21 protein-coding genes and 2 pseudogenes are annotated in these 23,749 nt (G+C 72.2%); 9 read left to right on the top strand and 14 right to left on the bottom strand.

Annotation, left to right across the window (positions count from 1 at the left end):
* Positions 1-611: 611 nt before the first annotated feature.
* Both EDD32_RS00005 and EDD32_RS00010 read left to right on the top strand, forming a co-directional pair.
* A complete protein-coding gene (locus EDD32_RS00005) occupies positions 612-1,157 on the top strand; it encodes a flavin reductase family protein (RefSeq protein WP_123913510.1) in 546 nt (181 codons plus the stop codon).
* A gap of 117 nt (positions 1,158-1,274) precedes the next feature.
* Positions 1,275-2,174, top strand: coding sequence for a 2-phosphosulfolactate phosphatase (locus EDD32_RS00010; protein ID WP_123913512.1), 900 nt, complete (start codon positions 1,275-1,277; stop codon positions 2,172-2,174).
* On the opposite strand, the gene proB is transcribed toward EDD32_RS00010, so the two are convergent.
* The gene (gene proB / locus EDD32_RS00015) at positions 2,149-3,291 is read right to left on the bottom strand and encodes a glutamate 5-kinase (protein ID WP_246005897.1); all 1,143 of its coding nucleotides are present in this window, start codon (positions 3,289-3,291) and stop codon (positions 2,149-2,151) included. The genes EDD32_RS00010 and proB overlap by 26 nt on opposite strands.
* Before the next feature lie 250 nt (positions 3,292-3,541).
* On the opposite strand from proB, the gene istA reads away from it, so the two are divergent.
* Positions 3,542-5,074: an IS21 family transposase gene (gene istA, locus EDD32_RS00020; RefSeq protein ID WP_123913514.1), complete on the top strand. Its 1,533-nt coding sequence runs from the start codon at positions 3,542-3,544 to the stop codon at positions 5,072-5,074.
* Positions 5,074-5,730: pseudogene (locus EDD32_RS00025) on the top strand (ATP-binding protein); the annotation flags it as partial. The gene istA and the pseudogene EDD32_RS00025, both read left to right, overlap by 1 nt.
* 3 nt (positions 5,731-5,733) lie before the next feature.
* On the opposite strand, the gene EDD32_RS00030 reads toward EDD32_RS00025, so the two are convergent.
* The 3 genes from EDD32_RS00030 to EDD32_RS00040 are packed head-to-tail and all read right to left on the bottom strand — an operon-like array spanning position 5,734 to position 8,878.
* On the bottom strand, positions 5,734-6,723 hold the full coding sequence (locus tag EDD32_RS00030) for a tyrosine-type recombinase/integrase (RefSeq protein ID WP_123913518.1): 990 nt from the start codon (positions 6,721-6,723) through the stop codon (positions 5,734-5,736).
* Complete coding sequence (locus EDD32_RS00035) at positions 6,720-7,664, bottom strand: tyrosine-type recombinase/integrase (RefSeq protein ID WP_123913520.1); 945 nt, start codon at positions 7,662-7,664, stop codon at positions 6,720-6,722. Before EDD32_RS00035 ends, EDD32_RS00030 begins: the two co-directional genes overlap by 4 nt.
* Positions 7,661-8,878, bottom strand: coding sequence for a site-specific integrase (locus EDD32_RS00040; RefSeq protein ID WP_211338675.1), 1,218 nt, complete (start codon positions 8,876-8,878; stop codon positions 7,661-7,663). The genes EDD32_RS00035 and EDD32_RS00040 overlap by 4 nt, the downstream gene beginning before the upstream one ends.
* A gap of 175 nt (positions 8,879-9,053) precedes the next feature.
* Here EDD32_RS00040 and EDD32_RS00045 point away from each other — a divergent pair.
* From EDD32_RS00045 to EDD32_RS00055, 3 genes and pseudogenes are all read left to right on the top strand, one after another.
* Positions 9,054-9,314, top strand: a pseudogene (locus EDD32_RS00045) (ATP-binding protein); the annotation flags it as partial.
* A gap of 453 nt (positions 9,315-9,767) precedes the next feature.
* Entirely contained in the window at positions 9,768-12,275 is a 2,508-nt protein-coding gene (locus EDD32_RS00050) for an HNH endonuclease signature motif containing protein (protein WP_123913522.1), read from the top strand.
* A gap of 396 nt (positions 12,276-12,671) precedes the next feature.
* Complete coding sequence (locus EDD32_RS00055) at positions 12,672-14,069, top strand: FAD-binding oxidoreductase (protein WP_246005898.1); 1,398 nt, start codon at positions 12,672-12,674, stop codon at positions 14,067-14,069.
* A gap of 15 nt (positions 14,070-14,084) precedes the next feature.
* On the opposite strand, the gene EDD32_RS00060 is transcribed toward EDD32_RS00055, so the two are convergent.
* The 4 genes from EDD32_RS00060 to rplU all read right to left on the bottom strand — a co-directional run bounded on the left by EDD32_RS00060 (position 14,085) and on the right by rplU (position 16,736).
* Positions 14,085-14,330, bottom strand: a complete 246-nt coding sequence (locus EDD32_RS00060) for a hypothetical protein (protein ID WP_123913526.1) — start codon at positions 14,328-14,330, stop codon at positions 14,085-14,087.
* Positions 14,331-14,438: 108 nt separating this feature from the next.
* A complete protein-coding gene (obgE, locus tag EDD32_RS00065) occupies positions 14,439-15,971 on the bottom strand; it encodes a GTPase ObgE (protein WP_123913528.1) in 1,533 nt (510 codons plus the stop codon).
* Positions 15,972-16,105: 134 nt separating this feature from the next.
* The gene (gene rpmA, locus EDD32_RS00070; RefSeq protein WP_123913530.1) at positions 16,106-16,363 is read right to left on the bottom strand and encodes a 50S ribosomal protein L27; all 258 of its coding nucleotides are present in this window, start codon (positions 16,361-16,363) and stop codon (positions 16,106-16,108) included.
* A 52-nt stretch (positions 16,364-16,415) separates the two neighbouring features.
* Entirely contained in the window at positions 16,416-16,736 is a 321-nt protein-coding gene (gene rplU / locus EDD32_RS00075) for a 50S ribosomal protein L21 (RefSeq protein WP_123913532.1), read from the bottom strand.
* A gap of 308 nt (positions 16,737-17,044) precedes the next feature.
* Here rplU and EDD32_RS00080 point away from each other — a divergent pair, with 308 nt between their 5' ends.
* Positions 17,045-17,782, top strand: coding sequence for a Type 1 glutamine amidotransferase-like domain-containing protein (locus EDD32_RS00080; protein WP_123913533.1), 738 nt, complete (start codon positions 17,045-17,047; stop codon positions 17,780-17,782).
* A gap of 34 nt (positions 17,783-17,816) precedes the next feature.
* Positions 17,817-18,320, top strand: coding sequence for a hypothetical protein (locus EDD32_RS00085; protein ID WP_123913535.1), 504 nt, complete (start codon positions 17,817-17,819; stop codon positions 18,318-18,320).
* Here EDD32_RS00085 and EDD32_RS00090 read toward each other — a convergent pair.
* From EDD32_RS00090 to EDD32_RS00115, 6 genes are all read right to left on the bottom strand, one after another.
* On the bottom strand, positions 18,259-18,912 hold the full coding sequence (locus EDD32_RS00090; RefSeq protein ID WP_123913537.1) for an SDR family oxidoreductase: 654 nt from the start codon (positions 18,910-18,912) through the stop codon (positions 18,259-18,261). The two genes, EDD32_RS00085 and EDD32_RS00090, sit on opposite strands and share 62 nt — an antisense overlap.
* Before the next feature lie 50 nt (positions 18,913-18,962).
* The gene (locus tag EDD32_RS00095) at positions 18,963-19,781 is read right to left on the bottom strand and encodes a carbohydrate ABC transporter permease (RefSeq protein WP_123913539.1); all 819 of its coding nucleotides are present in this window, start codon (positions 19,779-19,781) and stop codon (positions 18,963-18,965) included.
* A 25-nt stretch (positions 19,782-19,806) separates the two neighbouring features.
* Positions 19,807-20,742, bottom strand: a complete 936-nt coding sequence (locus EDD32_RS00100; protein ID WP_123913541.1) for a carbohydrate ABC transporter permease — start codon at positions 20,740-20,742, stop codon at positions 19,807-19,809.
* Positions 20,714-22,102 carry an ABC transporter substrate-binding protein gene (locus EDD32_RS00105; protein ID WP_123913543.1) on the bottom strand — a complete coding sequence of 463 codons (1,389 nt, stop codon included), beginning with the start codon at positions 22,100-22,102 and terminating at the stop codon, positions 20,714-20,716. The genes EDD32_RS00100 and EDD32_RS00105 overlap by 29 nt, the downstream gene beginning before the upstream one ends.
* Positions 22,103-22,184: 82 nt before the next feature.
* Complete coding sequence (locus EDD32_RS00110) at positions 22,185-22,775, bottom strand: PKD domain-containing protein (RefSeq protein ID WP_123913545.1); 591 nt, start codon at positions 22,773-22,775, stop codon at positions 22,185-22,187.
* A gap of 269 nt (positions 22,776-23,044) precedes the next feature.
* Positions 23,045-23,680, bottom strand: coding sequence for a DUF6318 family protein (locus EDD32_RS00115; protein ID WP_123913547.1), 636 nt, complete (start codon positions 23,678-23,680; stop codon positions 23,045-23,047).
* Positions 23,681-23,749 lie beyond the last annotated feature (69 nt).

A 23,749-nucleotide genomic window follows, 5' to 3' on the forward strand; every position in this document is an offset into this window, starting at 1 on the left:
CCGGTCGAGGCGCCCGGTCTCGCTGACTCGTACGCCCGGGCACCGGCGACGCGGTGCCACGATGTGCCGGGGCAACGGCCGAGGCCGTGACGGCTCCGTCTCAGGACGGCGGTGCTGTCCAGACGGAAACTGGCAGGTACCCGCCGAACAGGACGAGGCTGTCCTCTGGTGCCCGGGCTACGGCCGGCGCCGCCGGGGTGCGCCGCCTTCGGGGCTGGTGGGGAAGGTCCTGGCCGGAGTCCGACGGGAGGTCGGTCAGGCGGCGCAGGACCTGCGCATACAGGCCCGCACGGTCATCGGACGACAGCAGCGGGTGCCCGTCACGGGCGCACCACCGAGGAAGGTGCGGGCCGGACCCGTGCTCTCCGTCATCGTTCCTCCGTCTTGCGGGCGGGGGCCGGCTCCGGCGTCTCCGGGGCCTTCGTGGAGGAAGACTGCCCGGCTCGCCCCAGCCCCGCCGTTGTCCGTCTTGTCCGTCTCGCGCAGCGAGACGCCAGGGTCCGTGAAGCGTCGATGTCTCCGTCCGCGAGACGACCGGGTCCGACCCCGCGCCTACGGCGCGCGCCCGTCGTAAGGTCCATCAGACCTGTCACCTGACCGAGGAGAGCCGCATGAGCGCCGAGGACGTGGTCGCGCTCCCCCGCGCGGCCGAGGACCCGGGCCGCCACGGCGCGGAGATCGGTCCCGAGGAGTTCAAGCGGATCTTCCGCCACCACCCGGGCGGCGTCGCGGTGATCACCCTCGCCGGCCCGCACGGGCCGGTGGGCTTCACCGCTACCTCGGTCATCTCGGTGTCCGCCGCGCCCGCGATGCTCGCCTTCTCCCTCGCCTCGACCTCCTCCGCGCGGACCGCGGTCGAGGCGGCGCGCGGGGTCGCGGTGAACTTCCTCGCGGCCGACCAGGAGGACCTCGCGGCACGGTTCGCCCGCCGCGGGGTCGACCGGTTCGCCGGCCTGGACTGGCTCTCGCTGCCCACCGGTGAGCCCGTGCTGCCGGGAGTCCGGGCCTGGGTCCGGGGCACCGTCGAGCAGCGCGTCCCGGTCGGCGACAGCCTGCTCGTCACGCTGCGGGCGGTCCGCGCCGACGACCGGGCCGCCGCTCCGCTCGTCTACGAGAACCGCACGTACCACCGCCTCGGCGGGCACACGCTGACCTGAGCCTCCAACTTCCGGGTCCCACTCGTCTGTCCGCGCACGTTCCCGTCGCCCACGCGATCCCGTTCGTCCGCCTGCGCGGGGCCGGGCCGATCAGCCCCTCTCCGTATCGTGTGCGTCATGGACGCCGACCCCCGCGCCCAGGCGGGCTACGGGTTGCGGTTCGACTGGGGCCTCGCCGGTGCTCGGGCCCTGGCGCACCCCCACGCGCTCGTGGTCGTCGTCGACGTGCTCTCCTTCAGTACCACCGTCGCCATCGCCGTCGCCCGCGGCACCGCGGTTCACCCGTGCACCGACGACGACTCGGCCGCAGACCTCGCGCACCGGACCGGCGCGACCCTGGCCGTGCCGCGCCGCCAGGCGACACCGGAGCGCCCGTGGTCGCTCTCCCCCGCGCTGGCCCTGCGCGCCCCGGCGGTGCCCCGGCTCGTCCTGCCCTCGCGCAACGGCTCCGCCATCGCTGCCGCGGCTGGTCATGCGGAGGCCATGCGGGCCGTCGCCCCGTCTGGTGCCCACGCCACGCCCGCCACGGGCGCCACGCCCGCCGCGGGCGCCACGCCCGCCATTGGCACCACGCCGGCCACTGGCGCCACGCCCGCCGACGGCGCCACGGCACCCGCCGTCGTCACCGCCGCCCTCCGGAACGCGCGGGCCGTGGCGGAGTGGGCCAGCGCCCGCGGCTACGGCACGCCGGACCGGCCTGTGAACGTCGTGGCGGCTGGTGAACGCTGGCCCGACGGCACGTTGCGCCCGGCCCTGGAGGACCTTCTGGGCGCCGCCGCCGTCCTGCGCGCCCTCGAGGTCGAGCCCGGCCGCCCCTCCCCCGAGGCACGCGCGGCCGCCGCAGCGCTCGACGGCGTGGGCGACCTCGACGCGGCGCTGAACGGCTGCGCCTCGGGCCGCGAGCTCGCGGCCATCGGCTGGCAGGACGACCTCGCCGCCGCGGCGGACGTCGACGCCGACACCGTGGTGCCGCTCCTGAGCGGCGGTGCGTTCAGGGACGCCGCAGCCGCACCCTGACCTGAACGAGGTCGTCCCGGTGGACCACCGCGCGCGGGTGGCGGTCGTCCTCCGGTCCGCGCAGCTGGTCGGTGGACTTGCCCATCATCTCCGGGATCTCGGCGGAGCCGTAGGCGCTGAGCCCGCGCGCGACCACGCCGTCGGGACCGACGAGCTCGACGGCGTCGCCGGCCTCGAACTCGCCGTCGACCCCGACCACCCCCGCCGCGAGGAGTGAGCGCTTGCCGTCGGTGACGGCCCGGGCGGCTCCGGCGTCGAGGTGCAGCCGGCCGCGGATCTGGGCTGCGTGGGCGAGCCAGAGCCGTCGGGCCGACTTGCGCTTGCCGGTGGCCGAGAACCATGTGCCGACGTTCTCGCCGTCGAGAGCCTGGCGGGCACGGTCGGCCGAGGTCAGGACCACCGGGATCCCTGATCCGGTGGCGATCGCGGCGGCGTCGAGCTTGGTGACCATCCCGCCGGTACCGATCTCGCTCCCGCGCCCGGTGACCTCCACGTGCGAGAGGTCCGCCGGCCCGTCGACCTGGGGGACGAGCCGGCTGCCGGGGCGTCCCGGCGGACCGTCGTAGAGGCCGTCGACGTCGGTGAGCAGGACCATGGCGTCGGCGCGGACGAGGTGGGAGACGAGTGCGGCGAGTCGGTCGTTGTCCCCGAAGCGGATCTCGTCGGTGGCGACGGTGTCGTTCTCGTTGACGATCGGCACGACGCCGAGGGCCAGGAGGCGCTCGAGGGCGCGCTGGGCGTTGGCGTAGTTCGTGCGTCGGATGAGGTCCTCGGCCGTGAGGAGCACCTGGCCCACCCGCTGGCCGTAGTAGGCGAACGCCTCGGTGTAGCGCGCCACGAGGATGCCCTGGCCCACGGAGGCTGTGGCCTGGGCCGTCGCGAGGTCCCGCGGACGGCCGGTGAGACCGAGCGGCGTGATGCCGGCGGCGATGGCACCGGATGAGACGAGCACGATCTGCTGTCCTCTGGCGCGCCGCGCCGCGAGGATCTCCACCAGGGTGTGCAGGGCCGGCATGCTCAGTCGCCCGTCGACGGCGGTGAGCGAGGAGGACCCGACCTTGACCACGACCCGGGTGGCGGTGGCGATCCCGGAGCGGTCGGCGAGGGGCTTGTTCACGATCCCATCCTTCCCCATGAGCAGCTCCGGGTGGTGCCCCTGGTCGTCCGGTGGACGTGTGTTGGCGGCCACGGGAGACTGCCCGGAGGCGGCCAGATAGCTGCCCGGTGGCGGTCGTGAGAGTTGCCCGCTGACGGTCATGGGATCTGCCCGACACGACATTCCTGCCCTGCCGCGCTGACGTGGTTCGGGGCCCCTCCTCGGGTGCGATAGCGGTGCTGAAGCGCCCATCGCCCCGAGGAGGGACAACGTGAAGTCTGCCGAGGAGATCATGGAAATTCTCGAAGCGTTTGATCTGACTGGTTCGTACAGGGACGCCGGCGAGCTCGCCGGGGTGTCCCATCACACCGTCGCCCGGTACGTCGCCGCTCGTGACGCGGGGCGGTTGAGCGAGAGGCCGGCGGCCCGTCCGCAGCTGATCGATGAGTTCTTGCCCAAGGTCGAGGAGTGGGTGGACAAGAGCAACGGCAAGATCCGCGCCGACATCGCCCATGGCAAGCTGGTTGCCCTGGGGTTCACCGGTTCGGAGCGGACAACCCGCCGGGCGGTCGCGGCGGTGAAGAAGGCTTACCGGCAGGGCAGGGCCCGGGTGCATCGGCCCTGGGTCACCGAGCCGGGGCTGTGGTTGCAGTACGACTTCGGTGACGGCCCGGTCATCGACGGCGGACGGACGGTGTTGTTCTGCGCGTGGCTGGCGTGGTCGAGGTTCCGGGTCGTGCTGGCGATCAGGGACAAGACGATGCCGAGCGTGTTCGCCGCCCTGGACCAGGTCTTCCGGGTTCTGGGTGGGGTGCCGACGTATGTGCTGACCGACAACGAGAAGACCGTCACCGTCGAGCACATCGCCGGGATGGCGGTGCGGAACCCGCAGATGGTGGCCTTCGCCCGGCACTACGGGGTCAGCGTGCTCACGTGCGAGCCGGCCGACCCGGCGAGCAAGGGTGGGACGGAGGCCACGGTCAAGGTCGCCAAGGCCGACCTGGTCCCGAAGGAGACGAACCTGCTGCCCGGTTACGCCTCGTTCGCCGAGCTCGAGGCGGCCTGTCAGGCGTTCACCGATCTGGTCAATCACCGGGTCCACCGGGTCACCCGGCGGGTCCCGGCGGAGATGCTGGCCGAGGAACGCGCCCGCCTGCATGCCCTGCCGGCGGCGCCGCACACGGTCGCGTTCGGGCTGACCCGGCAGGTGCCGGCGAACTCGCCGATGGTGACCTTCGAGGCCGGGCAGTACTCCGTGCCGCACCACCTCCTCGGGGAGAGGGTGTGGGTCCGCACCTACGGCGCCGGGCCTGGGGAGCAGGTCGTCATCGTCCACGCCGGCGAGTCCGGCCCGGTCGAGGTCGCCCGCCACGCCCGCGCCACACCGGGCTCCCCGAGCATCGACGACGCGCACTTCCCGCCCGCCCCGGCCGGTGCCCTGGAGCGCCGGCCGCGTCCGAAGAGCGCCGCGGAGATCGAGTTCCTCGCCCTGGGCGACGGGGCCCGGCTCTGGCTGAGCGAGGCCGCCGCGGCCGGCACGACGAAGATGCGGGTCAAGATGGCCGAGGCCGTCGCCCTGGCCAAGCTCTTCGACCCCGGAGAGGTCGACTGGGCCCTGGGCCACGCCGCCGTCCACGCCCGCTTCGCCGAGGCCGACCTGCCCTCGATCCTGAACCACGCGGGCACGAGCGACGGTGAGGTCCACCGCGCCGGGGAGGACCGCTCCTTGACCCAGGGCACCGCCGGCTGGGCCGCCCTGGGCCAGCAACCGCCAGCCAGCCCCGGCGTCGAGGAGGTGGCCTGATGACCACCACGACCACACGCACGAGCGTGCCGGCCCTGGGGGTGCCGTCCGCGCCGCCGCTCCCCGCGGACCTGGAGACCCTGCTCCGCCGGCTGCGGCTGCCCCACATCCGCCACCAGGCACCCGAGATCATCGCCACCGCCAAGGCCCAACGCTGGGAACCCGTCGAGGTCCTGCGGGCCCTGTTCGCCGAGGAGGCCGCCGGCCGGGACCGGGCCTCCCTGGCCACCCGCCGGACCGCCGCCGGGTTCCCCACCGGCAAGACGTTCGACGCCTGGGACGAGGCAGCGTCCTCGATCCCGGTCCCGACCCAGCACGCGCTACGAACCCTGGAATGGGTCCACCGCAAGGAGAACCTCGTCGTCTGCGGGCCGTCGGGGACCGGGAAGACGTTCCTGCTCGAGGCCCTGGGTCACCAAGCCGTCGAGCAAGGCCTGCGGGTCTCGTGGTTCACCCTCGAAGACCTCGGCGCACTCCTGCGCAGGCACCGCGCCGACGACACCGTCACCAAGGCCATCGCGAAGGTACTGCGAGCCGACCTCGTGGTCGTTGACCTATGCCGATGCGGCGACTATGTCGAGGGCCGTGATCGGGCGGTGTGGGCGGCCGTGAGGTCGTGCGGGTTCACGGGCCGGCGACCGCTGGCCGTCTCGGCATAGTCACAGGCTCTCGAGGAAGGCGAGGACCTTGTCTGTGGGTCGGTAGCGTCCTGGCTTCGCGGAGGCTGGTGTGGTGAGGGCGAGTGCTTTCTCCTTGATGGTGATGTCGGCGTGGATGTAGGCGTCGGTGGAGCGGACGCCGGCGTGGCCGAGCCAGAGGGCGATCACTGAGGTGTCGACGCCGGCTTGTAGGAGGGACATCGCGCAGGTGTGGCGGAGGACGTGGGGGTGGACTCGCTTGCCCAGCAGTGAGGGGCAGTCCCGGGCTGCGGTCGCGGCGTGGGTGCTGACACGTAGTGCGATGGCGTCGCGGCTGAGGCGCCGTCCGGTGCGGGTCGGGAATAGTGGGTCGTGGGGAAGTCCGGCTCGCTCGGCCATCCAGGCTCGAAGCAGTGTCGTGACTGGGGTGGTGAGCGGGACTGCGCGGTGCTTGCGGCCTTTGCCTTCGCAGCGGATGTTCGCGCCGGTGCCGAGGGTGACGTCGCGGCAGTTCAACCCGGTGAGCTCGGAGACCCGAAGCCCGGTCTGGACGGCCAGCAGCAGCAGGGCCCGGTCTCGTCGTCCTTCCCATCGGGACTGGTCCGGGGCTGCGACGAGGGCGTCGACCTCGAGCGGTGTCAGGAAGGTGATGACCCGTTTGTCGAACCGTTTTGGTGGGATGGCCAGGACGCGCTGGATGAGGAGAGCGTGCTCGGGGTGGCGCAGGGCGGCGTAGGAGAACAGTGACCGGATCGCGGTAAGCCGGACGTTGCGGGTGCGGATGCTGTTGCGGCGCTCGTTTTCCAGGTGGTTGAGGAACGCGGAGATCGTGGCGGCGTCCAGGTCGGACCAGTCGAGCTGGGCGGGCAGCTTGCCGGTCTTGGTGTGTACGAATCCGAGCAGCAGCCGCAGGGTGTCTCGGTACGCCGCGATGGTGCGGGGGCTGGCCTGGCGCTGCTGGGCGAGCCGGTCGGAGAAGAACGCCTGCAGCGTTGGCGCGATCAGCGTCATGGCTGGGCCCCTGGTCGGGCCGCCGACCAGGCGGTGTGCTGACGACGGGCGGCCAGGGCGAGCAGTTCGGGCGCCGCGGACAGATACCAGTACGTCGAGGACGGCTCGCGATGCCCCAGGTAGGTCGACAGCGAGGGAATCTTCGCCTGCACGTCCTCGCCGGCGCGATACCAGCCGAGCAGGGTGCGGACCGCGAAGGTGTGGCGCAGGTCGTGAAGCCTCGGCGCGGCGGGGGCGGCAGCGCCGACGCCAGCGGTGTCGACCAACTGCCGGAAGGTCTGCGACACGACTGCGTAGCACAGCCGGTGACGGGTCAGAGACACGAAGAAGCTGCCGTCCTCCGGGTGGGGTTGGACGTCGTCGCGCAACGCGGCGTACTCGGCCAGGAACCGCATGCTGGTCTCGTGCAGGGGAACCAGGCGGGTCTTGCCGAACTTGGACTCGCGGATCAACAACACGCCGTGTGTCCAGTCGATGTCGCTGCGGTCGAGCTTGATCGCCTCGCCTATCCGCAGGCCACTTGCTGCGAGGAGCCCGATCAGGGTGTCGTAGGTCGCGGCCCGTAGCGGGGAGGCGATCGACGATCTGGCCCGGACCATCACCGCATCGATGTCGGCCGCCGAGTAGATGAACGGTTGCCGCCACCGCTGCCGATGCGGCACCAACCCGAGCGGTGGAACTTCGGTGTCGGCGTGGATGCCGACCAGGTAGCGGGCGAAGCCGCGGACGGACGTCATCCGCCGTGCCGCGAGAGTGGTCTCGGAGCCGGTGCTGGTCTCGTGGATCCAGGCCAGGGCCGCGCTGATGGTCACCGTGGGTGATCCGTGGGCGTCGAGGTAGGCCACGAAACTGGGCAGCAGCCACCCCGCCTCGGCCAGTTCGTGGCCCAATGAACGACGCAGCTGCAGGTACTGGGCCAGGTCCTGCTCCAGGGCGCTCATCGCGCCGCTCCGGGCCAGGGCTGGGCAACGTGACGCAGCGTGTCCAGGTCGACCTTGGCGTAGAGGGCAGTGGTGGCCAGGTCCTGATGGCGCAGGACCTGGCTGATTGCGACCAGACCGGCGCCGTGACGAAGCAGATCGCCGGCCAGGGCATGTCGGAGCCGGTGTGGTCCGACCACCGGCTGCCCTGCTCGTTTGCAGGCCCGCTCGACGACATCGCCGACAAGGTCGGCGCGGATCGGTCCGCGGGGAGCACGACAGGTCAAGAAGACGTGACGGGCCCCGGCGGGGTTGCGGCCGGCCGAGAGGTAGTCGGCGAACGCTTCGCCGACGTCCGCCAACAGCGGTAGCCGGTCCTGCCTGCGGCCCTTACCGCGGACCAGGAGTTCACCGGCTCGCCACTCCACGTCCCGCAGTTCCAGGCGGGCGACCTCGATGGACCGCAGGCCCAGCCGCGCGACCACCGTCATCATCGCGAAGTCGCGTAGGCCTACCGAGGTGTTGCGGTCACAGCTGTCGAGTAGCAGCTGGACGTCCGCGGCGCTGACCGTGGGCGGCAGCGTGGCCAACCGCCACCCACCCACCGCAGGCACCGCTGACCCGAGCCCGAGCGGCGTGATCTCCTGCAAGTACAAGAACCTCAAGACCGAGCGGAGCTCGGCGACCCGCCCCTTCGCCGACCCGGACGAGACTCGAGCGCACTCACGCAGGAGGAACGCGTTGACGTCCTCCCCGGTCAGGGCCGAGGGTGCAAACACCCCATCCTCGGTTGCCCGCTCCTGCAGGAAGCGGCGTGCGGTGTTCTCATAACGCAACACCGTGGTCGGGGCCAGGCCTCGTTCCTGAACCATCCAGGACCGGTAACACCTCAGCAGTTCACTCAACGCCGTCGGTGACAGCTGCGCCGCCGGGGTGACCCCGATCTCCCGGAGATAGCCCAAGAGTGGCGCCATCGCGCGCGGCCCAGGAACTCTGCGCTGGCCCGCCGCACCCAGGGAAGCGAGAAACGCCTCCATCCGCTCCTCGTTGAGCTGCCCGGCGACCAGCCCCTCCCCGGAAAGCCACCGACCGACCCGGCCGAGATCCTTGAGCATGTTCCGGATCGTGCCGGGCGTGTAGCCCCGTCGAGCCAACCAAGACCGATAACCCTCGACGTGTGGGCCGAGCTGCCCAGGCTTCCTCCTCGTTCCTGACATTGCACCCGCCTCCTCCACGGGAGCGCGGTGCTCCCACGAACGAGGCTGCTCTCAGCCCGCAACTATGCCGAGCCGGGCAGCGTCGGCACGCGCGTGAACCCGCACGACCTCACGGCCGCCCACACCGCCCGATCACGGCCCTCGACATAGTCGCCGCATCGGCATAGATCAACCTATGCGGATGTCCGCATAGGTTGACGACATCGGCCTCCTCCCGGTCGCCACCGACGCCGCCGAGGGCCTCTACCGCCTCGTCGACGCCGCCTACGAGAAACGAGCCGTCGCGATCAGCTCCAACCTCCACCCCGCCGGGTTCGACGAGCTCATGCCCAAGACCATCGCCACCGCGACCGTCGACCGGCTCCTCCACCACGCCCACGTCTGCCAGACCAGCGGCGAGTCCGTCCGCCTGTCCCAGGCCCTGTCCGGTCGAGGAGTGACGCCCTTGGCCTAACCACCCGGGCCGGTGATGGCCAGCCCCTGGGCAGATCCCATGGCCATCACCGGGCACATCCCGTGACCGTCACCGGGCAGGTCTCACGACCGCCCCTGGGCAGTTCCCACTGTCCCTTGACAGACGTGCGTCCGTACGAGCCGCCGGGGCCCGTCGGGTGGGCAACCTCTGCGTGGACCCTCCTCCCTGTGCGGTGGCGACGACGACCGCTGCCTGCTCGACGTACCGGACCCTGCAGCAGACTGCCTCTCCAGCTTCCGCACGCAGCCGTCACCGCTGAGCAGCTCGTGCTGGACCGTCCCGCGTACCGGCCGCCGTCTGCGTAGCGCCGAGGCCGCCCTGCGTGGCGGCGAGCCCACAGGGCCGTGGTGGGGGTGGTGTCCACAGTCGTGGTGGCGATGTCGTACCCCGGCTCTACGGTGGGAACACCAGTTCGAGGTGGAGGTGGGAGCGGTGGACCAGGACCCCGGTGCGGCGGCCCCCGACGGTGACGCTGAGCCCGGGGACGCCCCGGGCCGCGACGGCCAGGCCCGGGCGGGGGACGCCCCGGGGCGTGGCGGCGGCCCGGTCGGGGATGCCGAGGCGCGGGATGCGCAGGCGCGGGAGCGCGGGTACTGCTGTTACGCCGACGCGCTGACCAACGGTGGGTGCGAGCACCTGATCGCGGTGCAGCGGGAGTGGCGGGCCGAGGAACGCATCGCCCGGGCCCGGACCCTGACCGCGATCGGTCTCAAGGGCCTGGCCGAGCGGGCCCACGACGGCAACCGGTGGTCCCAGGGCGTCTTCGACCAGCTCCTGGGCCCCGGCGGGTACCAGGCCGTCGCCGAGACCCTCCCCCAGCCCACCGGCACCGCCGCCGACTCCGGCACCGGCCCGGCCGCCGACCCCGGCTCGGCCGCCGGCTCCGGCACCGACTCCGGCACCGACTCCGGCACCGACTCCGACTCGACCGCCGATTCCGGCACCGACCCGGCCGCCGGCTCCGGCACCGACCCGGCCGCCGGCTCCGGCACCGAGTCCGGCTCCGTCGCGCGCCTCGATCCCGACGACCAGGACGACGACCCCACTGCCGACACCCACGCCGACGCCGGCTCCGATGCCGGTGCCGACGTTGAATCTGACGTTGAATCTGACGCTGATGGTGGTCGGGTTCGGCGGCGGCGGTTGGACCGGCCGATCGCGGAGGTCATCGCGCAGGTCTACGCCGAGCACGCGGCCACCCTCGGGGTCGCCCTGAACGTCCTGGCCGCCATGGCCCCAGGACCCGAGCTCGCCGCACTGCTGGACGAGATCGACCTGGAGTCCCTCGCCCCCTTCGCCAAGGTCGAGGTCGTCGCCGCCTACAAACGCCTGGAGTCCTGGTCCGCCGGACGGGCCGCGCTCGCCGCCGCCCACGTCGCCACCGAACCGGTGATGTACGCCCAGACCGGCGCGGCCGCACCCAAGACCATCGACGGCACCGCCGAAGAGCTCGCCCTACGCCTGGCCACCACCCGCCAGGACGCCGCCAAGCTCGTCGCCACCGGGCAGGGCCTGACCCGGTCCTTCCACCAGACCCGGGACCGGCTCGAGGCCGGCGAGATCGACTACCGCAAGGCCGCCACCATCGTCGCCACCCTCCACCACAGCCCCACCCCCGTGGCCTGGATGGTCGAGCACGACATCCTCACCGAGGCCGACCGGCGCACCCACCCCCAGCTCGTCCGCGACCTCGCCGACAAGCTCATCGCCGTCGACCCCACCGACGCCCAGGCCCGCCACCACCGCGCCCGCGGCCACCGCCACGTCACCCACACCCAACCCCTACCCGACGGCATGGGCCGCATCAGCGCCATCACCACCGCCACCAGCTGCGTCCAGATCGACCTCGTCCTGGACCACATGGCCCAATCCGCCCGCGCCGCCGGCGACACCCGCACCACCGACCAGCTCCGAGCCGACATCCTCCTCGCCCTCATCACCGGCCGCTTCCGCCCCACCACCCACACCCACGACCACAACCACGACCACGACCACGGGGACGGCGACGGCGACGGCGACGACGGCCACGGCGACGGCGACGACGGCCACGCAGCCCCACCGACCACCGACACCCACACACCCGGGGCCGGGCCGGACCCCGGGCGCGGGGCACCCGACGCCGGGGGCGAGGCCATCGGGACCGGGGGCGTCGGGGCCAGGGCCGTCGGGGCCGGGGCGACGTGCCGGTGCCCGATCCCCCAGGACCCCGGGCCCCGCCTGCCCCCGCTGCACCTGCTCATCCCCGCCGACGGCGAGTGGTTCGGCGACCCCCCACGAGTCGACCTCCGCCTCGACGTCCCCCTGTCCGTCCTCCTCCCACCACCCACCAGCGCCCCGCCGCCGACCACCACGCCGCCACCGACCACGACGCCGACGTCTGACCCGCCGCAGGACCCGCCCGCCCTGACCGGCGAGTTCCCCGACGACCCACCCGCCGGCGTCGCCACCCTCGCCGGCTACGGACCCATCACCCCCGACGTCGCCCGCGCCCTCGCCGCCGGCGGAACATGGCGCCGGATCGTCACCGACCCCCTCTCCGGCGCCGTCCTCGACGTCGGACGCACCCGCTACCGGCCCCCCGCCGACCTCCTCGACCACGTCCGCCAACGCGACCGCACCTGCGTCCGCCCCGGCTGCCCCACCCCCGCCCACCGCTGCCAGTACGACCACACCCAAGCCTGGGCCCACGGCGGCCACACCGCCGCACACAACGGCGGACCCCTGTGCACCCGCGACCACACCATCAAAACCGCCGGCATCTTCACCGTCGCCCAACCCGAACCCGGCATCTTCGAATGGCTCACCCCCACCGGACACGCCTACCGACGCCAGATCAACGGCACCATCACCATGCTCCCCCACACACCCCCCTACCTCCACAACCGCCGACCAGCGCACGAACGGCAGGACGGTCCCGCACCCGACGACCCGCCGTACTGATCGGACACGCTGACTGCTGACGACTCAGGACGTCATCCCGCGGCCGTTGTCAGACCCGATGTTCGAGGTCACTCGATGGAGCGAGAGCATCGCTGAGAGGTTCGGATGCAGCTGCGACGACGATGCAGATGCGACGCCGATGCGAAGAGCCCCGATGGCGCTAGGGCCGTACGGCGGCGTCTCGTCCCGAGTCCTGACCCTTGTGCCCGGTTCGTCCCCGGCGCACCATGGAGGTCTCACCGCCGGGCGCGCGTTCCGGCGACTGCAGGGGGTGCCGGGGCTGCTGCACCCCGACGGCGAGGAGCCGCGGCGCGCGTGCGCGGCCCCTGTCGCGGGCTCGCCCGATGCCGCCCTGGGTCGTCCGTGCCCCTGCCGGGCGGTCGAGGTGGGATGGACATGGACGACGGACCAACCGTGGCCGAACCAGTCGACGGCCTGCGCGAGCGGGTCGCAGGAGAGGTACTGGAGCCAGGCGACGACGGCTACGACGACGCGCGGCGGGTCTGGAACGGCATGGTCGACGCGCGTCCGCTCGCCGTCGTGCGGGCCTCCTCGGTGGAGGACGTGCGGCACACCGTTCTCGTGGCCCGCGACCACGGGCTCACGCTCGCTGTGCGCGGCGGCGGGCACGGCGTCGCCGGCAACGGCACGGTCGACGGCGGCATCGTCCTGGATCTCGGGGCGCTGAACGCCGTCAGGACCGATCCCGGCGCACGGACCGTGACCGCCGGGGGCGGCGCGCTCCTCGCCGACGTGGACGCCGCGACGGCGCCGCACGGTCTCGTCGTCCCGCTGGGGGTCGTCTCACGCACGGGGGCCGGTGGGCTCACCCTCGGCGGTGGTGTCGGCTGGCTGACACGGGCGTACGGGCTGGCGGCAGACAACCTCCTGGCGGCCGACGTGGTGACCGCGACGGGCGAGGTGGTGCGCGCCGCCGACGACGGGGACCCGGAGCTGCTCTGGGGCCTCCGGGGCGGCGGCGGGAACTTCGGTGTCGCGGTCTCCCTGACGTTCCGCGCCCACCCCCTGCCCGAACGGGTCCTCGCGGGCACGCTCCTGTACGGCCGGCCCCGTTGGCGGGAGGTGCTCGCTGCCTACGAACGGTGGACCCGCAAGATGCCCGAGGCCATGCAGACCATCGTCTCCGTCATGACTCCACCCCCGGAGCTGAACGCCGGCGACGACCCGATCCTCATGGTCGGCTACGTCTGGGCCCTGCCCGACCATGACGCCGGCGAGGCCGTCGTCGCCGAGCTGCGGGCCGTCGCCCCGCCGGACGCCGAGGAGTCGGGACCGGCCACCTGGAGGGACGTCCAGACGGCGCAGGACGCCTTCCTGCCCCCCGGCTCCCGCGCCTACTGGAAGAACGCCTCGTTCGACCGTCTCGACGACGAGGTGATCGAGGTCCTCGTCCGACGCGGCACCGAGCAGACCTGGGTCGGCACCGGGTACGACATCCACCACATGGCCGGGGCGTACGAGCGGGAGCCCGCGGGCGGCTCGCCCTTCCCGGCACGGTCGGCCAGGTTCTGGCTCAACGTCTACGGCTTCTGGGCCGACCCCGCGGACGACGCCCACCACACGGCCTTCGTCCGTGGCCTCGCGGCCGACATGGCACCGTTCGCGACCGGCGGGCTGTACGTGAACTTCATGGGCGGGTCCGAGGTGAGCGACGGTGCCGCCTGGGCACGGACGATCTACGGCGAGCAGGCGACGGCCAGGCTGGTGGCGCTCAAGCGCCGCTATGACCCGGAGAACCTCTTCCGGCTCAACCACAACATCCCGCCGGGCTGAGAGCCCGGAGCCCCGCTACGGCGTGAAGCCGCGAGGCCGCTCCCGGTCCTCGTCGTCCCCGACGGCCGTGTCCGCCTCGGCGCCGGCGGCGGGGTCGCCCCCGCCCTCCTCGCCGTGCACGGCGGGCGACGGGGCCAGCTCGTCCGACCGGTCCGCGTCCGCCGCGCCGTAGGTCCGGTCGGCGGGACCCGAGGTGGTCGGCCGCGCCGCGCGGCGGCCGGAGTCCTCGTCGGGCGGTGCGATGCGCTCGTCCTCGCTCATGCGCCTACGGTCGCACCGAACTCACGCGGGGGCACGGCAAGTGGGGCACCGCCCCGGCGCCGCCGGACATCTGGGGCGCCCGTCGCCCCAGCCGTCAGCCGACTCCCGTCAGGAGGTCTGGTCGTCGACGTCCTCGGGATCGGTCCACACGCCGTGCTGACGCTCGGTCCACAGCTCGTCGCGAGCGGCGCTCTTGGCGTCCATGAGCTCGTGGTAGCCGCGGCGCTTCTCCGCACGGGTCGGCCGAGCGGTCTCCTCCAGCCGCAGGTCGGTGCCGCGCGGACCGAGCAGCTCGGCACCGGTCTGCATGGTGGGCTCCCAGTCGAAGACGACCCCGCCCTCGACCGCGCCGATGACGACCGTGTCGCCCGCGACGGCGCCGGCGCGGTAGAGCTGGTCCTCGACGCCGATCCGGTTGAGCCGGTCGGCGAGGTAGCCCACGGCCTCGTCGTTGTTGAAGTCGGTCTGACGGACCCACCGCTCGGGCTTGGCGCCGCGCACCTGGTAGAACACCCCGTCCGGGCCGTTGCGGCGCGTGACGGTGAACCCGGCGTCGTCGACGGCGGTGGGCCGCAGGATCACCCGGGTGGCCTCCTGCGTGGGGGCCTCGGCCCGCGCCCGCGCCACGATCTCGGCCAGCGCGAACGACAGCTGCCGCAGACCCTCGTGGCTCGCCGTCGAGATCTCGAAGACCCGCAGGCCGCGCTGCTCCAGCTCGGGCCGGACCATCTCGGCGAGGTCCCGCGCCTCGGGGACGTCGATCTTGTTGAGGACGACGACGCGGGGGCGCTCCATGAGCGGCACCCGCCCCCCGGCGAGGTCGAGGTCCCCGGCGTAGGCGGCCAGCTCGGCCTCGATGGTGTCGAGGTCGCTCACCGGGTCGCGGCCGGGCTCGAGCGTGGCGCAGTCGAGGACGTGGACGACGACGGCGCAGCGCTCGATGTGGCGCAGGAACTCCAGCCCGAGGCCCTTGCCCTGCGAGGCACCGGGGATGAGGCCCGGCACGTCGGCGACGGTGTAGCGCTCCGAGCCGGCCTGGACGACGCCGAGGTTGGGCACGAGGGTGGTGAACGGGTAGTCGGCGATCTTGGGACGCGCAGCGGACATGGCCGCGATGAGGGAGGACTTCCCGGCGCTCGGGAAGCCCACGAGCGCGACGTCGGCGACGGACTTCAGCTCGAGGACGAGGTCGACCTGCTCGCCCTCCTCGCCCAGCAGGGCGAAGCCGGGAGCCTTGCGACGCGGCGAGGACAGGGCGGCGTTGCCGAGCCCGCCGTGACCGCCCTGGGCGGCGACGAACCGGGTGCCGGCACCGACGAGGTCGGCGAGGACGTCACCGTCGAGAGTCTTCACGACCGTGCCGTCGGGGACCGGGAGCACCAGGTCCTCCCCCGTCCTGCCCGCGCGCATGTCACCGGCACCCTGGGTCCCGGACGTCGCGCGCTGGTGCGGGGAGTGGTGGTACGGCAGCAGCGTCGTCGTCTGGGGGTCGACGACGAGGATCACGTCACCGCCCTTGCCGCCGTTCGCGCCGTCGGGGCCGGCGAGCGGCTTGAACTTCTCGCGCCGGATGGAGGCGCAGCCGTTCCCGCCGTCGCCCGCGGCGACGTGGAGAACCACGCGGTCGACGAAGGTGGCCATCGCCGTCGTCCTCTCTCTCGGGTCCGGCGCGCCGTGGGGCGCTCCGTGGGTGGTGCGGTCCTGCCTGCCTCAGGCATGGAACAGGGGCGGACGGCTGTGCGCCGTCCGCCCCTGCCCGGAGCTGAAGGTGTTGCTCAGGCGTCGGCCAGGACGATGTCGACGACCTTGCGGCCGCGGCGCTGGCCGAAGGCGACGGCGCCGGGCTCGAGGGCGAAGAGGGTGTCGTCCTTGCCACGGCCGACGTTCAGGCCGGGGTGGAAGTGGGTGCCGCGCTGGCGGACGATGATCTCGCCGGCCTTGACGACCTGGCCGCCGAAGCGCTTGACGCCCAGACGCTGGGCGTTGGAGTCGCGGCCGTTCCGGGAGGAGCTGGCGCCCTTCTTGTGTGCCATCTCGAACCTGCTTTCGTGTGGTTGGTACGAACGGACCCTGGCGGGCCGCGAGTCAGTTGATGCCGGTGACCTTCAGGCGCGTGCGCTGGCTGCGGTAGCCCTGGCGCTTGCGGTAGCCGGTCTTGTTCTTGAACTTCATGATCGAGATCTTCGGGCCCTTCTCGGCCCGGACGATCTCGGCGGTGACCTTGACCTTGCCGAGGTCGCCGGCGCCCGTGGTGACCTTGTCACCGTCGACGAGCATGATCGGCTCGAGCTCGACGGTCTCGCCGACCTCACCGGTCAGCCTGTCGACGACGACGACGTCGCCGACGGACACCTTCTCCTGACGGCCGCCGGCCTTGACGATCGCGTACACCACGTTGCTGCTCATCTCTGTCGTTACGGGTGGGGTCACAGCTGCCCGGGGACCTGAGATCCCGCCGGGCCTGCCGGACTTCACGGAACAGGCGCGCCGCGGAGGCGCACCGACGCTCTAGGTTACGCGCTGGGGGTCCTACGGGCAAATGTCCACGGGGCCCCACCAGCGGTCCTGCCCTGTGGGATCCGGCACAAGGATACGCGAGCGCGGCAGCCGCTCGGGCAGCGCGGAGGCCCCGCCCCAGCGGGACCGGGCCCGTCACGTCGGGTCAGCCGGCGCACCCACCGGTAGCGTCGGTCGTCCCGAGACCTGGAGGTCCTGTGCCCGCCGACTCCCCCACCATCCTCGCCACGTCGGGCGGGTACGTGCCCGGACGGCGCACCCAGCTCGAGCTCGGTCCGCTGGTCCACCACGCCGTCGAGCTGTCCGGGGTGAGCGGGCGAGCGCCCCGGCTGGGCTACCTCGGCACCGCCGGCGGCGACCAGCGCTGGGTGATCGCCGAGCGGTACGAGGCGGCGCGCCTGGCCGGTTACACGCTGAGCCCTCTGCGGCTGTTCACCATGCCCAACGTCGACGACGTCGAGGGTTACCTGCTCGAGCAGGACGTCGTGTGGGTCGACGGCGGGTCTGTGGCCAACCTCCTCGCGGTGTGGCGGGTGCACGGTCTGGACGCGATCTTCCGCCGGGTGTGGGAGGCCGGCGTCGTGCTGGCCGGCGTCAGCGCCGGTTCGATCTGCTGGCACACGTCCGGCACGACCGACTCCTTCGGGCCCGAGCTGCGCGCCGTCCACGACGGGCTGGGACTCGTGCCGTACGCCAACGGGGTGCACTACGACTCCGAGCCTCGCCGCCGGCCGCTCGTGCACGAGCTCGTCGCCGCCGGGGAGCTGGGGACCACGTACTGCACGGACGACGGGGTCGGCCTGCTGTATCGCGGCACCGAGCTGGCCGAGGCGGTGACCGAGGTGCCGGGCAAGGGCGCGTACGTGGTCACTCGCCGGGCGGCCGGCGCCGCCGCGGAGGAGCGGATCGAGCCGCGGCTGCTCCGGCGCGGCTGAGCCCGATGTCAGTGGTGGGTGGGACGGTGCACTCATGGACACGGTGCCCCTCTCCGCCGAGCAGGTGATCGGCGTCTTCTGGGCGCGGTCGCGGCTGCTGCAGCACCCCGCGCTCCACGCGCGCGGCCGCCTCGTGCGCCGCCACCTCGACGTCTACCTCGACACCGAGGCCGAGCAGTGGCTCACCACCCCGGAGCGGGCGCTCGTCGAGGCCGAGCGCCAGCTCGACCCGGCGGGCGCCGTGGCCCGGGTGACCGGGCCGGAGGCACTCGTCGCCGCCCTGCCCGGGTTCGTCGACGCCGAGTGGCTCCTGCCCTCGGTGGCCGACGCGCACGCCCAGCTGCTCGTCGTCGACTCGCTCGTGCGGTGGCTCCTCGCCTCCGGGGCGGTGGACGCCGGCGAGATGTCGTGCTCGGTCCTGGAGATCGAGACCAGGCTGGCGCGAGCGGCGGCCGGGCTGGACCGGCGCCGCGCGCTCAGTCGGTCAGATCCGCCAGGGCGACTGCCACCCGGTGCGGCCCGGAGACGACCTCGGTGACCACCCCGGCCGTGGCCGGGTCGTCCAGGGCGGCGACGACGACCCGGGCGACGTCCTCGCGCGGGATCGTGCCCCGGCCGGGGCGGCCCACGCTGACCGTGCCGGTGCCCGGGTCGTCGGTGAGCCCACCGGGCCGGATGACCGTCCAGTCGAGGTCGCGGGCCATGAGGTCGTCGTCGGCGGCCTTCTTCGCGTCGAGGTAGGCGGCGAAGACGTCGTCCATGCCCGGCTCGCCGCCGGTGGCGGCGCCCATCGAGGAGATCATCACGTAGCGCCGCACCCCGGCGCGCTCCGCCGCGTCGGCGAGGAGGACGGCCGCGCCCCGGTCGACAGTGTCCTTGCGGGCGGCACCGCTGCCCGCCCCCGCCCCGGCGGCGAACACGACGGCGTCGGCGCCGGCGAGGACCGCGGCCACCTCGTCGAGGGAGGCCGTCTCGAGATCCAGCAGGACCGGCTCGGCGCGGGCGTCGCGCACATCGGCCTCGTGGGCGGGGTTCCGGATCAGGCCGACCACCTCGTCGCCGCGGCCGGCGAGCTGACGGGAGAGGATGAGGGCGATCTTGCCGTGTCCACCGGCGATGACGATTCTCATGTCGTCGACGTTACCCGGACCCGCCGCTCGCGCGCCGGGGCGCGGTCCCGCTACTCGCGCACCGCTCCCTCGAGCATCCCCTGGATGAAGTGGCGCTGGAGGACGAGGTAGAGCACCACGACCGGCAGGGCCACGAGCACGGCCGCGGCGGCGAGCAGCGTCGTGCCCTGGACGTACTGGCCCTGGAAGAGCGCGAGCCCGAGCGGCGCCGTGCGCAGCTGCGCGTTGGGCGACATCACCAGCGGGATGAGGAACTCGTTCCACGTCCACATGAACGTCAGCAGGACGAGCGTGACGATTGCGGGGCGCGCGACCGGGACGAGCACCTGCCACAGCACCCGGTGGTGCCCGGCGCCGTCCAGCCGGGCGGCCTCGATGAGGGAGCGGTTCGCGCCCCGGAAGTACGCGCGCATCCAGAAGGTGCCGAAGGCCACCGACTGGGCCACCTGCGGCAGGGCGATCGCCCACACGGTGTTGGTGAGCCCCAGGGCCTGGAGGTCGAAGAACAGTGGCACGACGATGGCCTCGGTGGGCACCATGATGCCCAGCAGGAACAGGTAGAACAGCGCCTGGGAGCCGCGGAACGTGAACGCCCCGAAGGCGTACCCCGCCATGATCGAGAAGGTCGTGGCCATCGAGACGACGATGACGCCCACGACGACCGAGTTGAGCATGTACTCGCTGAACCGGCCCTGCTCCCAGGCGCGGCCGAAGTTCTCCACGTGGAGCGGAGGGCCCGTCAGGGCGTCCTGCGGTGTCTCGGGGGCGAGCGCCGCCTGGAGGATCGTCAGGACGGGCGCGAGCGCCACGACGGCGAAGAGGATGAGGATGGCGTAGTTGGTGGCGCGCTCCCCCGCGGAGATCCTCATGACGCGTCCGCCGGACGGGACGCGCTCATGACTCCCGCTCCCCGATGCGGTTCACGGCGATGTTGATCCCGAAGATGAGGACCGTCAGGACGACGGCGACCGCGGCGGCGGAACCCACCTCGCCGAGCTGGAAGGCGCGACGGTAGACCTCGAAGCTGGGGACCGTCGTCGTCGCCCCCGGGCCCCCGGACGTGGTGACGTAGACGAGGTCGAAGGTCTTCAGCGCGGCGATGATCGTCATCGTCAGGGCGACGACGACCTCCGCACGCACCGACGGCACGGTGATGAAGAGGAAGCTGCGCACCGCACCGGCGCCGTCGAGGGTGGCGGCCTCGTACAGCTCGGTGGGGATCCGCGACATCCCGGCCATGAGCAGGACCGTCACCAGGCCGGTGGAGACCCACGTGCCGATCAGCCCCACGGCGGGGAGGGTGAGGGTGAAGTCCCCCAGCCAGGTGCGCGTGAGGGCGTCGAGGCCCACGGCACGCAGCAGGGTGTTGAGCTGCCCGTCCGGCGCGTAGATCTGACGCCAGGCGACGGCGACGACGACCATCGCGATGACCTGCGGGAGAAAGATGACCGTGCGGAAGAACCCCATGCCGCGGACCTGGCCACGGGTCAGCAGGGCGGCCAGGACGAGCCCGATGCCCAGCGGCAGCACCGCGAAGAAGAAGATCAGCACGAGGGAGTGCCCGAAGGCGCTGCGGAGCCGGTCGTCGGTGAGGACGTCGGCGTAGTTCGCCGGCCCGACGAAGGTCGCCAGGCTCAGTCCGTCCCAGTCGTAGAGGGAGATCTGCACGGCCCGGCCGAGCGGGTAGAGCAGGAACAGCGCGTAGACGACGAGCGCGGGCAGCAGGAACCAGTAGGGCGTCAGGCCGTAACGGCTCCGCCGACGGACGGGTGCGGGGCCGCCGGGGCCCCGCACCGCCGCGTCACTGGTTCGAGGCGACGAAGTCCGCATAGTCCGCCTCGACGGCCTCGGCGAACTCCTCCGGGGTCATCTCCCCAGCCATGAGCGCCTGCAGGGCCTGCCCGATGGTCTCCGCCATCGTCGGGGTGGCGTAGTCGAGGTAGGGCACGAGTCCGTCGTTCTGGCTGACCTCGTCGAACGCGGTGAAGATCTCCGACTGGACGCCGCCCTCGGGCAGGTGCTCCGCCGTCTCCACCACCGGCATGTTGCCGGTCTCGGCGAGGATCGCCATGGCGTCGGCGCTGGTGATGAAGTCGATGTACGCCGCCGCGACGTCGGGCGTCTCGGCTGCGGAGGTGATGGTGAAGGGCAGGCCGGTGCCACCGGTGGTCACCGACGTCTCGGCGCCCTCGACAGCCGGCGGCGGGAAGAAGCCGACGTCCTCGCCCATGGCAGCCTCGAGGTCGGCCGCGAGCCACGAGCCGCCGATGAGGTAGACACCGCCACCCTCGGTGAGGGACTGCCAGACGGCGTCGTAGTCGGCGCCGTTGAAACCCTCGTTGAAGTAGCCGGACTCGGCCCACTCCTGGATGGTCGTGGCCGCCTGGAGGTTCGAGTCGGCGGTCCAGCTGGCGCCCTCGTTGCCGAAGCCGAGGGTGCGGATCTCAGCCCTGTCGACGTAGGCGCCCTGGACGGGTCCGAAGACGTGCAGCGCGGGCCACTGCTCGATGTTGCCCAGCAGGAGCGGGGTCTCGCCGGCGTCCTTGATGGTGGCGAGCTGGGCCTCGAAGTCCGCCCACGTCTCGGGGACCTCCAGTCCGAGCTCCTCGAGCTTGGGCTTGGAGTAGAAGACGCCGACGATCTCACCGACCTGCGGCATGCCGTAGAGGTTGCCCTCGCCGAACGTCGCGCCGTCCTCGCTGTAGCTGGAGTACTGCAGGACCGACTCGGGGTAGCGCTCGGTCCAGCCGTAGGCCTCGGCCCACGGGTCGAGCGGCACGAGCTGGCCGGCACCGACGAACCGGCCCATCTGGCCGCGGGAGTTGTTCGCCTGGACGACGTCGGGGGCGTCGTCACCGGTGAGGGCGAGCGGCAGGGTGGTCTCGAGGTCCTCGAAGGCCTGCGAGTTCCGCTCGATCGTGATGTTCGGGTACTGCTCCATGAAGGCCTCGTTGAGGCGCTCCATCTGCTCGTTCTGCCCGCCACGGACCTCCTGGTCCCACACCACGAGGGTCTGGTCCTCCAGGTCCGAGATGTCGGTGACCACCTCGGCCGCCTCGCCGGTGGTGGGCTCCGAGGTCTCCTCCGAGCCGGTGTTCGAGCCAGGGGTGCAGGCTGCGAGGGCGAGGGACGCGGCCGCGAGCGCGGCCACCCCGACGACGCCGCGCGCATGGCGCAGTGAGCTGGTCATGTTGGTTCTCCCGTCGTGTGCAAGCACCTCATTGTCACCGAGGATGCCCCCGTCGGGGGCCTCGCCACTCGGGACATTGCGCTCAGCCGTCGGTCAGGCTCGCCTCAGCGGTGCGAACGTCGAACGGCGCGGAGGTCTCGGTCGTCGTCGCCAGGCCCGCCACCGGCAGCCACGTGCCGGAGCCGGCCACCTGGAACTCGCCCGACCACCTCGTGGTGAGCTCGACGGCGGTGCCCTCCGCGGCACGGTCGTAGACATGCGAGACGGAGTGGTTCGGGTACGGCGCACCGGGGTCCGTGGTCACCAGCGGCGCCGAGCCGTCACCGAAGTCCCACGTGTAGTCCACCGGGGTCACCCGCACCTGGACCGGCGTGCCGAGCACCACCGTGTCGAAGGTCTGGGCGTCGCCGTCGGTCCACACCACGGTGTCCAGGTTGACGAGCACCCAGCCGCGGTCCGGCTGCACGGTCAGGCCGCCCGGCTCGATGGGAAGTCGCTGCATGTCCTGCGCCGTCACGACGACGGGCAGCGGCGCAGGGGCGCCCGGTGCTGCCGGGTCCCCCGGGGCCGGAGCGATCATCCACGGCGCAGTGTCGGTGTAGTCGACGAGGAACGACTCCCCGCACGCGGTGAAGTCGATCTCGTAGACGCCGTTGCCGATGGGGATGTACACGAAGCACGGCGGGGGCGCGGCTGGCCCCGACGCCGAGCCACCACCACCTGCATTACCTGAACCTGATCCGCGGTTCGGCTGAGACGAGCCTGTTGGGACGCCCCCATGGGATTCACTTCGAGACGCTCCGAGTTCCACGGAAGAGTCGCTCGCCTCGCCGGTAACCACTGTTGAGCCACTGTGCGCGGCGGATGCAGCACTCATCAGTAGGGCTTGCGAGGCAGCGGTAATCAGAACTGAAGCGCCTGCGATCCTCATTGCCGAATGCATCAAGCGCCCTCCGCCTCAGCGTGCCTAACTTCTACACCTCGCACCGTCCACTCCTCACCCTGTCGGGCCATGGCGAAATCAAACTCGACCGGTCCTCCTTCGAACTCCTCAGCCTCACCCGATTCCGTCACACGGGTGGAGCGCCCCTCGGTCGCATCAACCCATACGGCTGTATACGGGGTCGCGTCATCAGAACTTCGAGAATCGACAGCGGTCACCTCGTACCCGTCACTGAGTTGGTACCCGCCGGACGCGTGCAATTGCAGCGCATTCTCAGCAACGCTCTCGCAGAACTTGCACGCCGGATCCGACATCGCGTCCCACTCGGTCAGATCACCGGTGGCATAGACATACGGGTACAGCTCGAGGAAGTACTGCGCGGCGGCCTCCGCGCCGGCGACGTCGTCGCGGCGCATCGCCTCTGGCGGCACGGGCTTCTCGACCTCCGCCGAGGGAGCGGCGGTCGTCGGCTCGGGCGCCGCGCTGGACTGCGCCACCGACGGCGCCTCGGACGCGGAGACGGTGGGGGTCGGAGTTCCCGCTGATCCGTCAGTGCACCCGCCGAGCAGGACGGACAGCGACAGCGCCGCCGTCGCCCCGACGATCGTCCGCGGTCGTCTCTCCCCCAGCACCATGGGCAGACGGTATTAGCGACCCGCGGTGTCCGGCTAGCGTTTGGCCGCTTCTGTGGAAACTTCGCGAAC

Source organism: Georgenia muralis (assembly GCF_003814705.1).
Classification (GTDB): domain Bacteria; phylum Actinomycetota; class Actinomycetes; order Actinomycetales; family Actinomycetaceae; genus Georgenia; species Georgenia muralis.

Coding starts and splice junctions, on each gene's coding strand:
- EDD32_RS00035 (WP_123913520.1), bottom strand. CDS start 7,664: ATGAGCGCCCTGGAGCAGGACCTGGCCCAGTACCTGCAGCTGCGTCGT.
- EDD32_RS00115 (WP_123913547.1), bottom strand. CDS start 23,680: ATGGTGCTGGGGGAGAGACGACCGCGGACGATCGTCGGGGCGACGGCG.
- EDD32_RS00055 (WP_246005898.1), top strand. CDS start 12,672: ATGGACGACGGACCAACCGTGGCCGAACCAGTCGACGGCCTGCGCGAG.
- rplU (WP_123913532.1), bottom strand. CDS start 16,736: ATGAGCAGCAACGTGGTGTACGCGATCGTCAAGGCCGGCGGCCGTCAG.
- obgE (WP_123913528.1), bottom strand. CDS start 15,971: ATGGCCACCTTCGTCGACCGCGTGGTTCTCCACGTCGCCGCGGGCGAC.
- EDD32_RS00100 (WP_123913541.1), bottom strand. CDS start 20,742: ATGCGGACTTCGTCGCCTCGAACCAGTGACGCGGCGGTGCGGGGCCCC.
- rpmA (WP_123913530.1), bottom strand. CDS start 16,363: ATGGCACACAAGAAGGGCGCCAGCTCCTCCCGGAACGGCCGCGACTCC.
- EDD32_RS00005 (WP_123913510.1), top strand. CDS start 612: ATGAGCGCCGAGGACGTGGTCGCGCTCCCCCGCGCGGCCGAGGACCCG.
- EDD32_RS00060 (WP_123913526.1), bottom strand. CDS start 14,330: ATGAGCGAGGACGAGCGCATCGCACCGCCCGACGAGGACTCCGGCCGC.
- EDD32_RS00010 (WP_123913512.1), top strand. CDS start 1,275: ATGGACGCCGACCCCCGCGCCCAGGCGGGCTACGGGTTGCGGTTCGAC.
- EDD32_RS00030 (WP_123913518.1), bottom strand. CDS start 6,723: ATGACGCTGATCGCGCCAACGCTGCAGGCGTTCTTCTCCGACCGGCTC.
- EDD32_RS00085 (WP_123913535.1), top strand. CDS start 17,817: ATGGACACGGTGCCCCTCTCCGCCGAGCAGGTGATCGGCGTCTTCTGG.
- EDD32_RS00095 (WP_123913539.1), bottom strand. CDS start 19,781: ATGAGGATCTCCGCGGGGGAGCGCGCCACCAACTACGCCATCCTCATC.
- EDD32_RS00105 (WP_123913543.1), bottom strand. CDS start 22,102: ATGACCAGCTCACTGCGCCATGCGCGCGGCGTCGTCGGGGTGGCCGCG.
- EDD32_RS00090 (WP_123913537.1), bottom strand. CDS start 18,912: ATGAGAATCGTCATCGCCGGTGGACACGGCAAGATCGCCCTCATCCTC.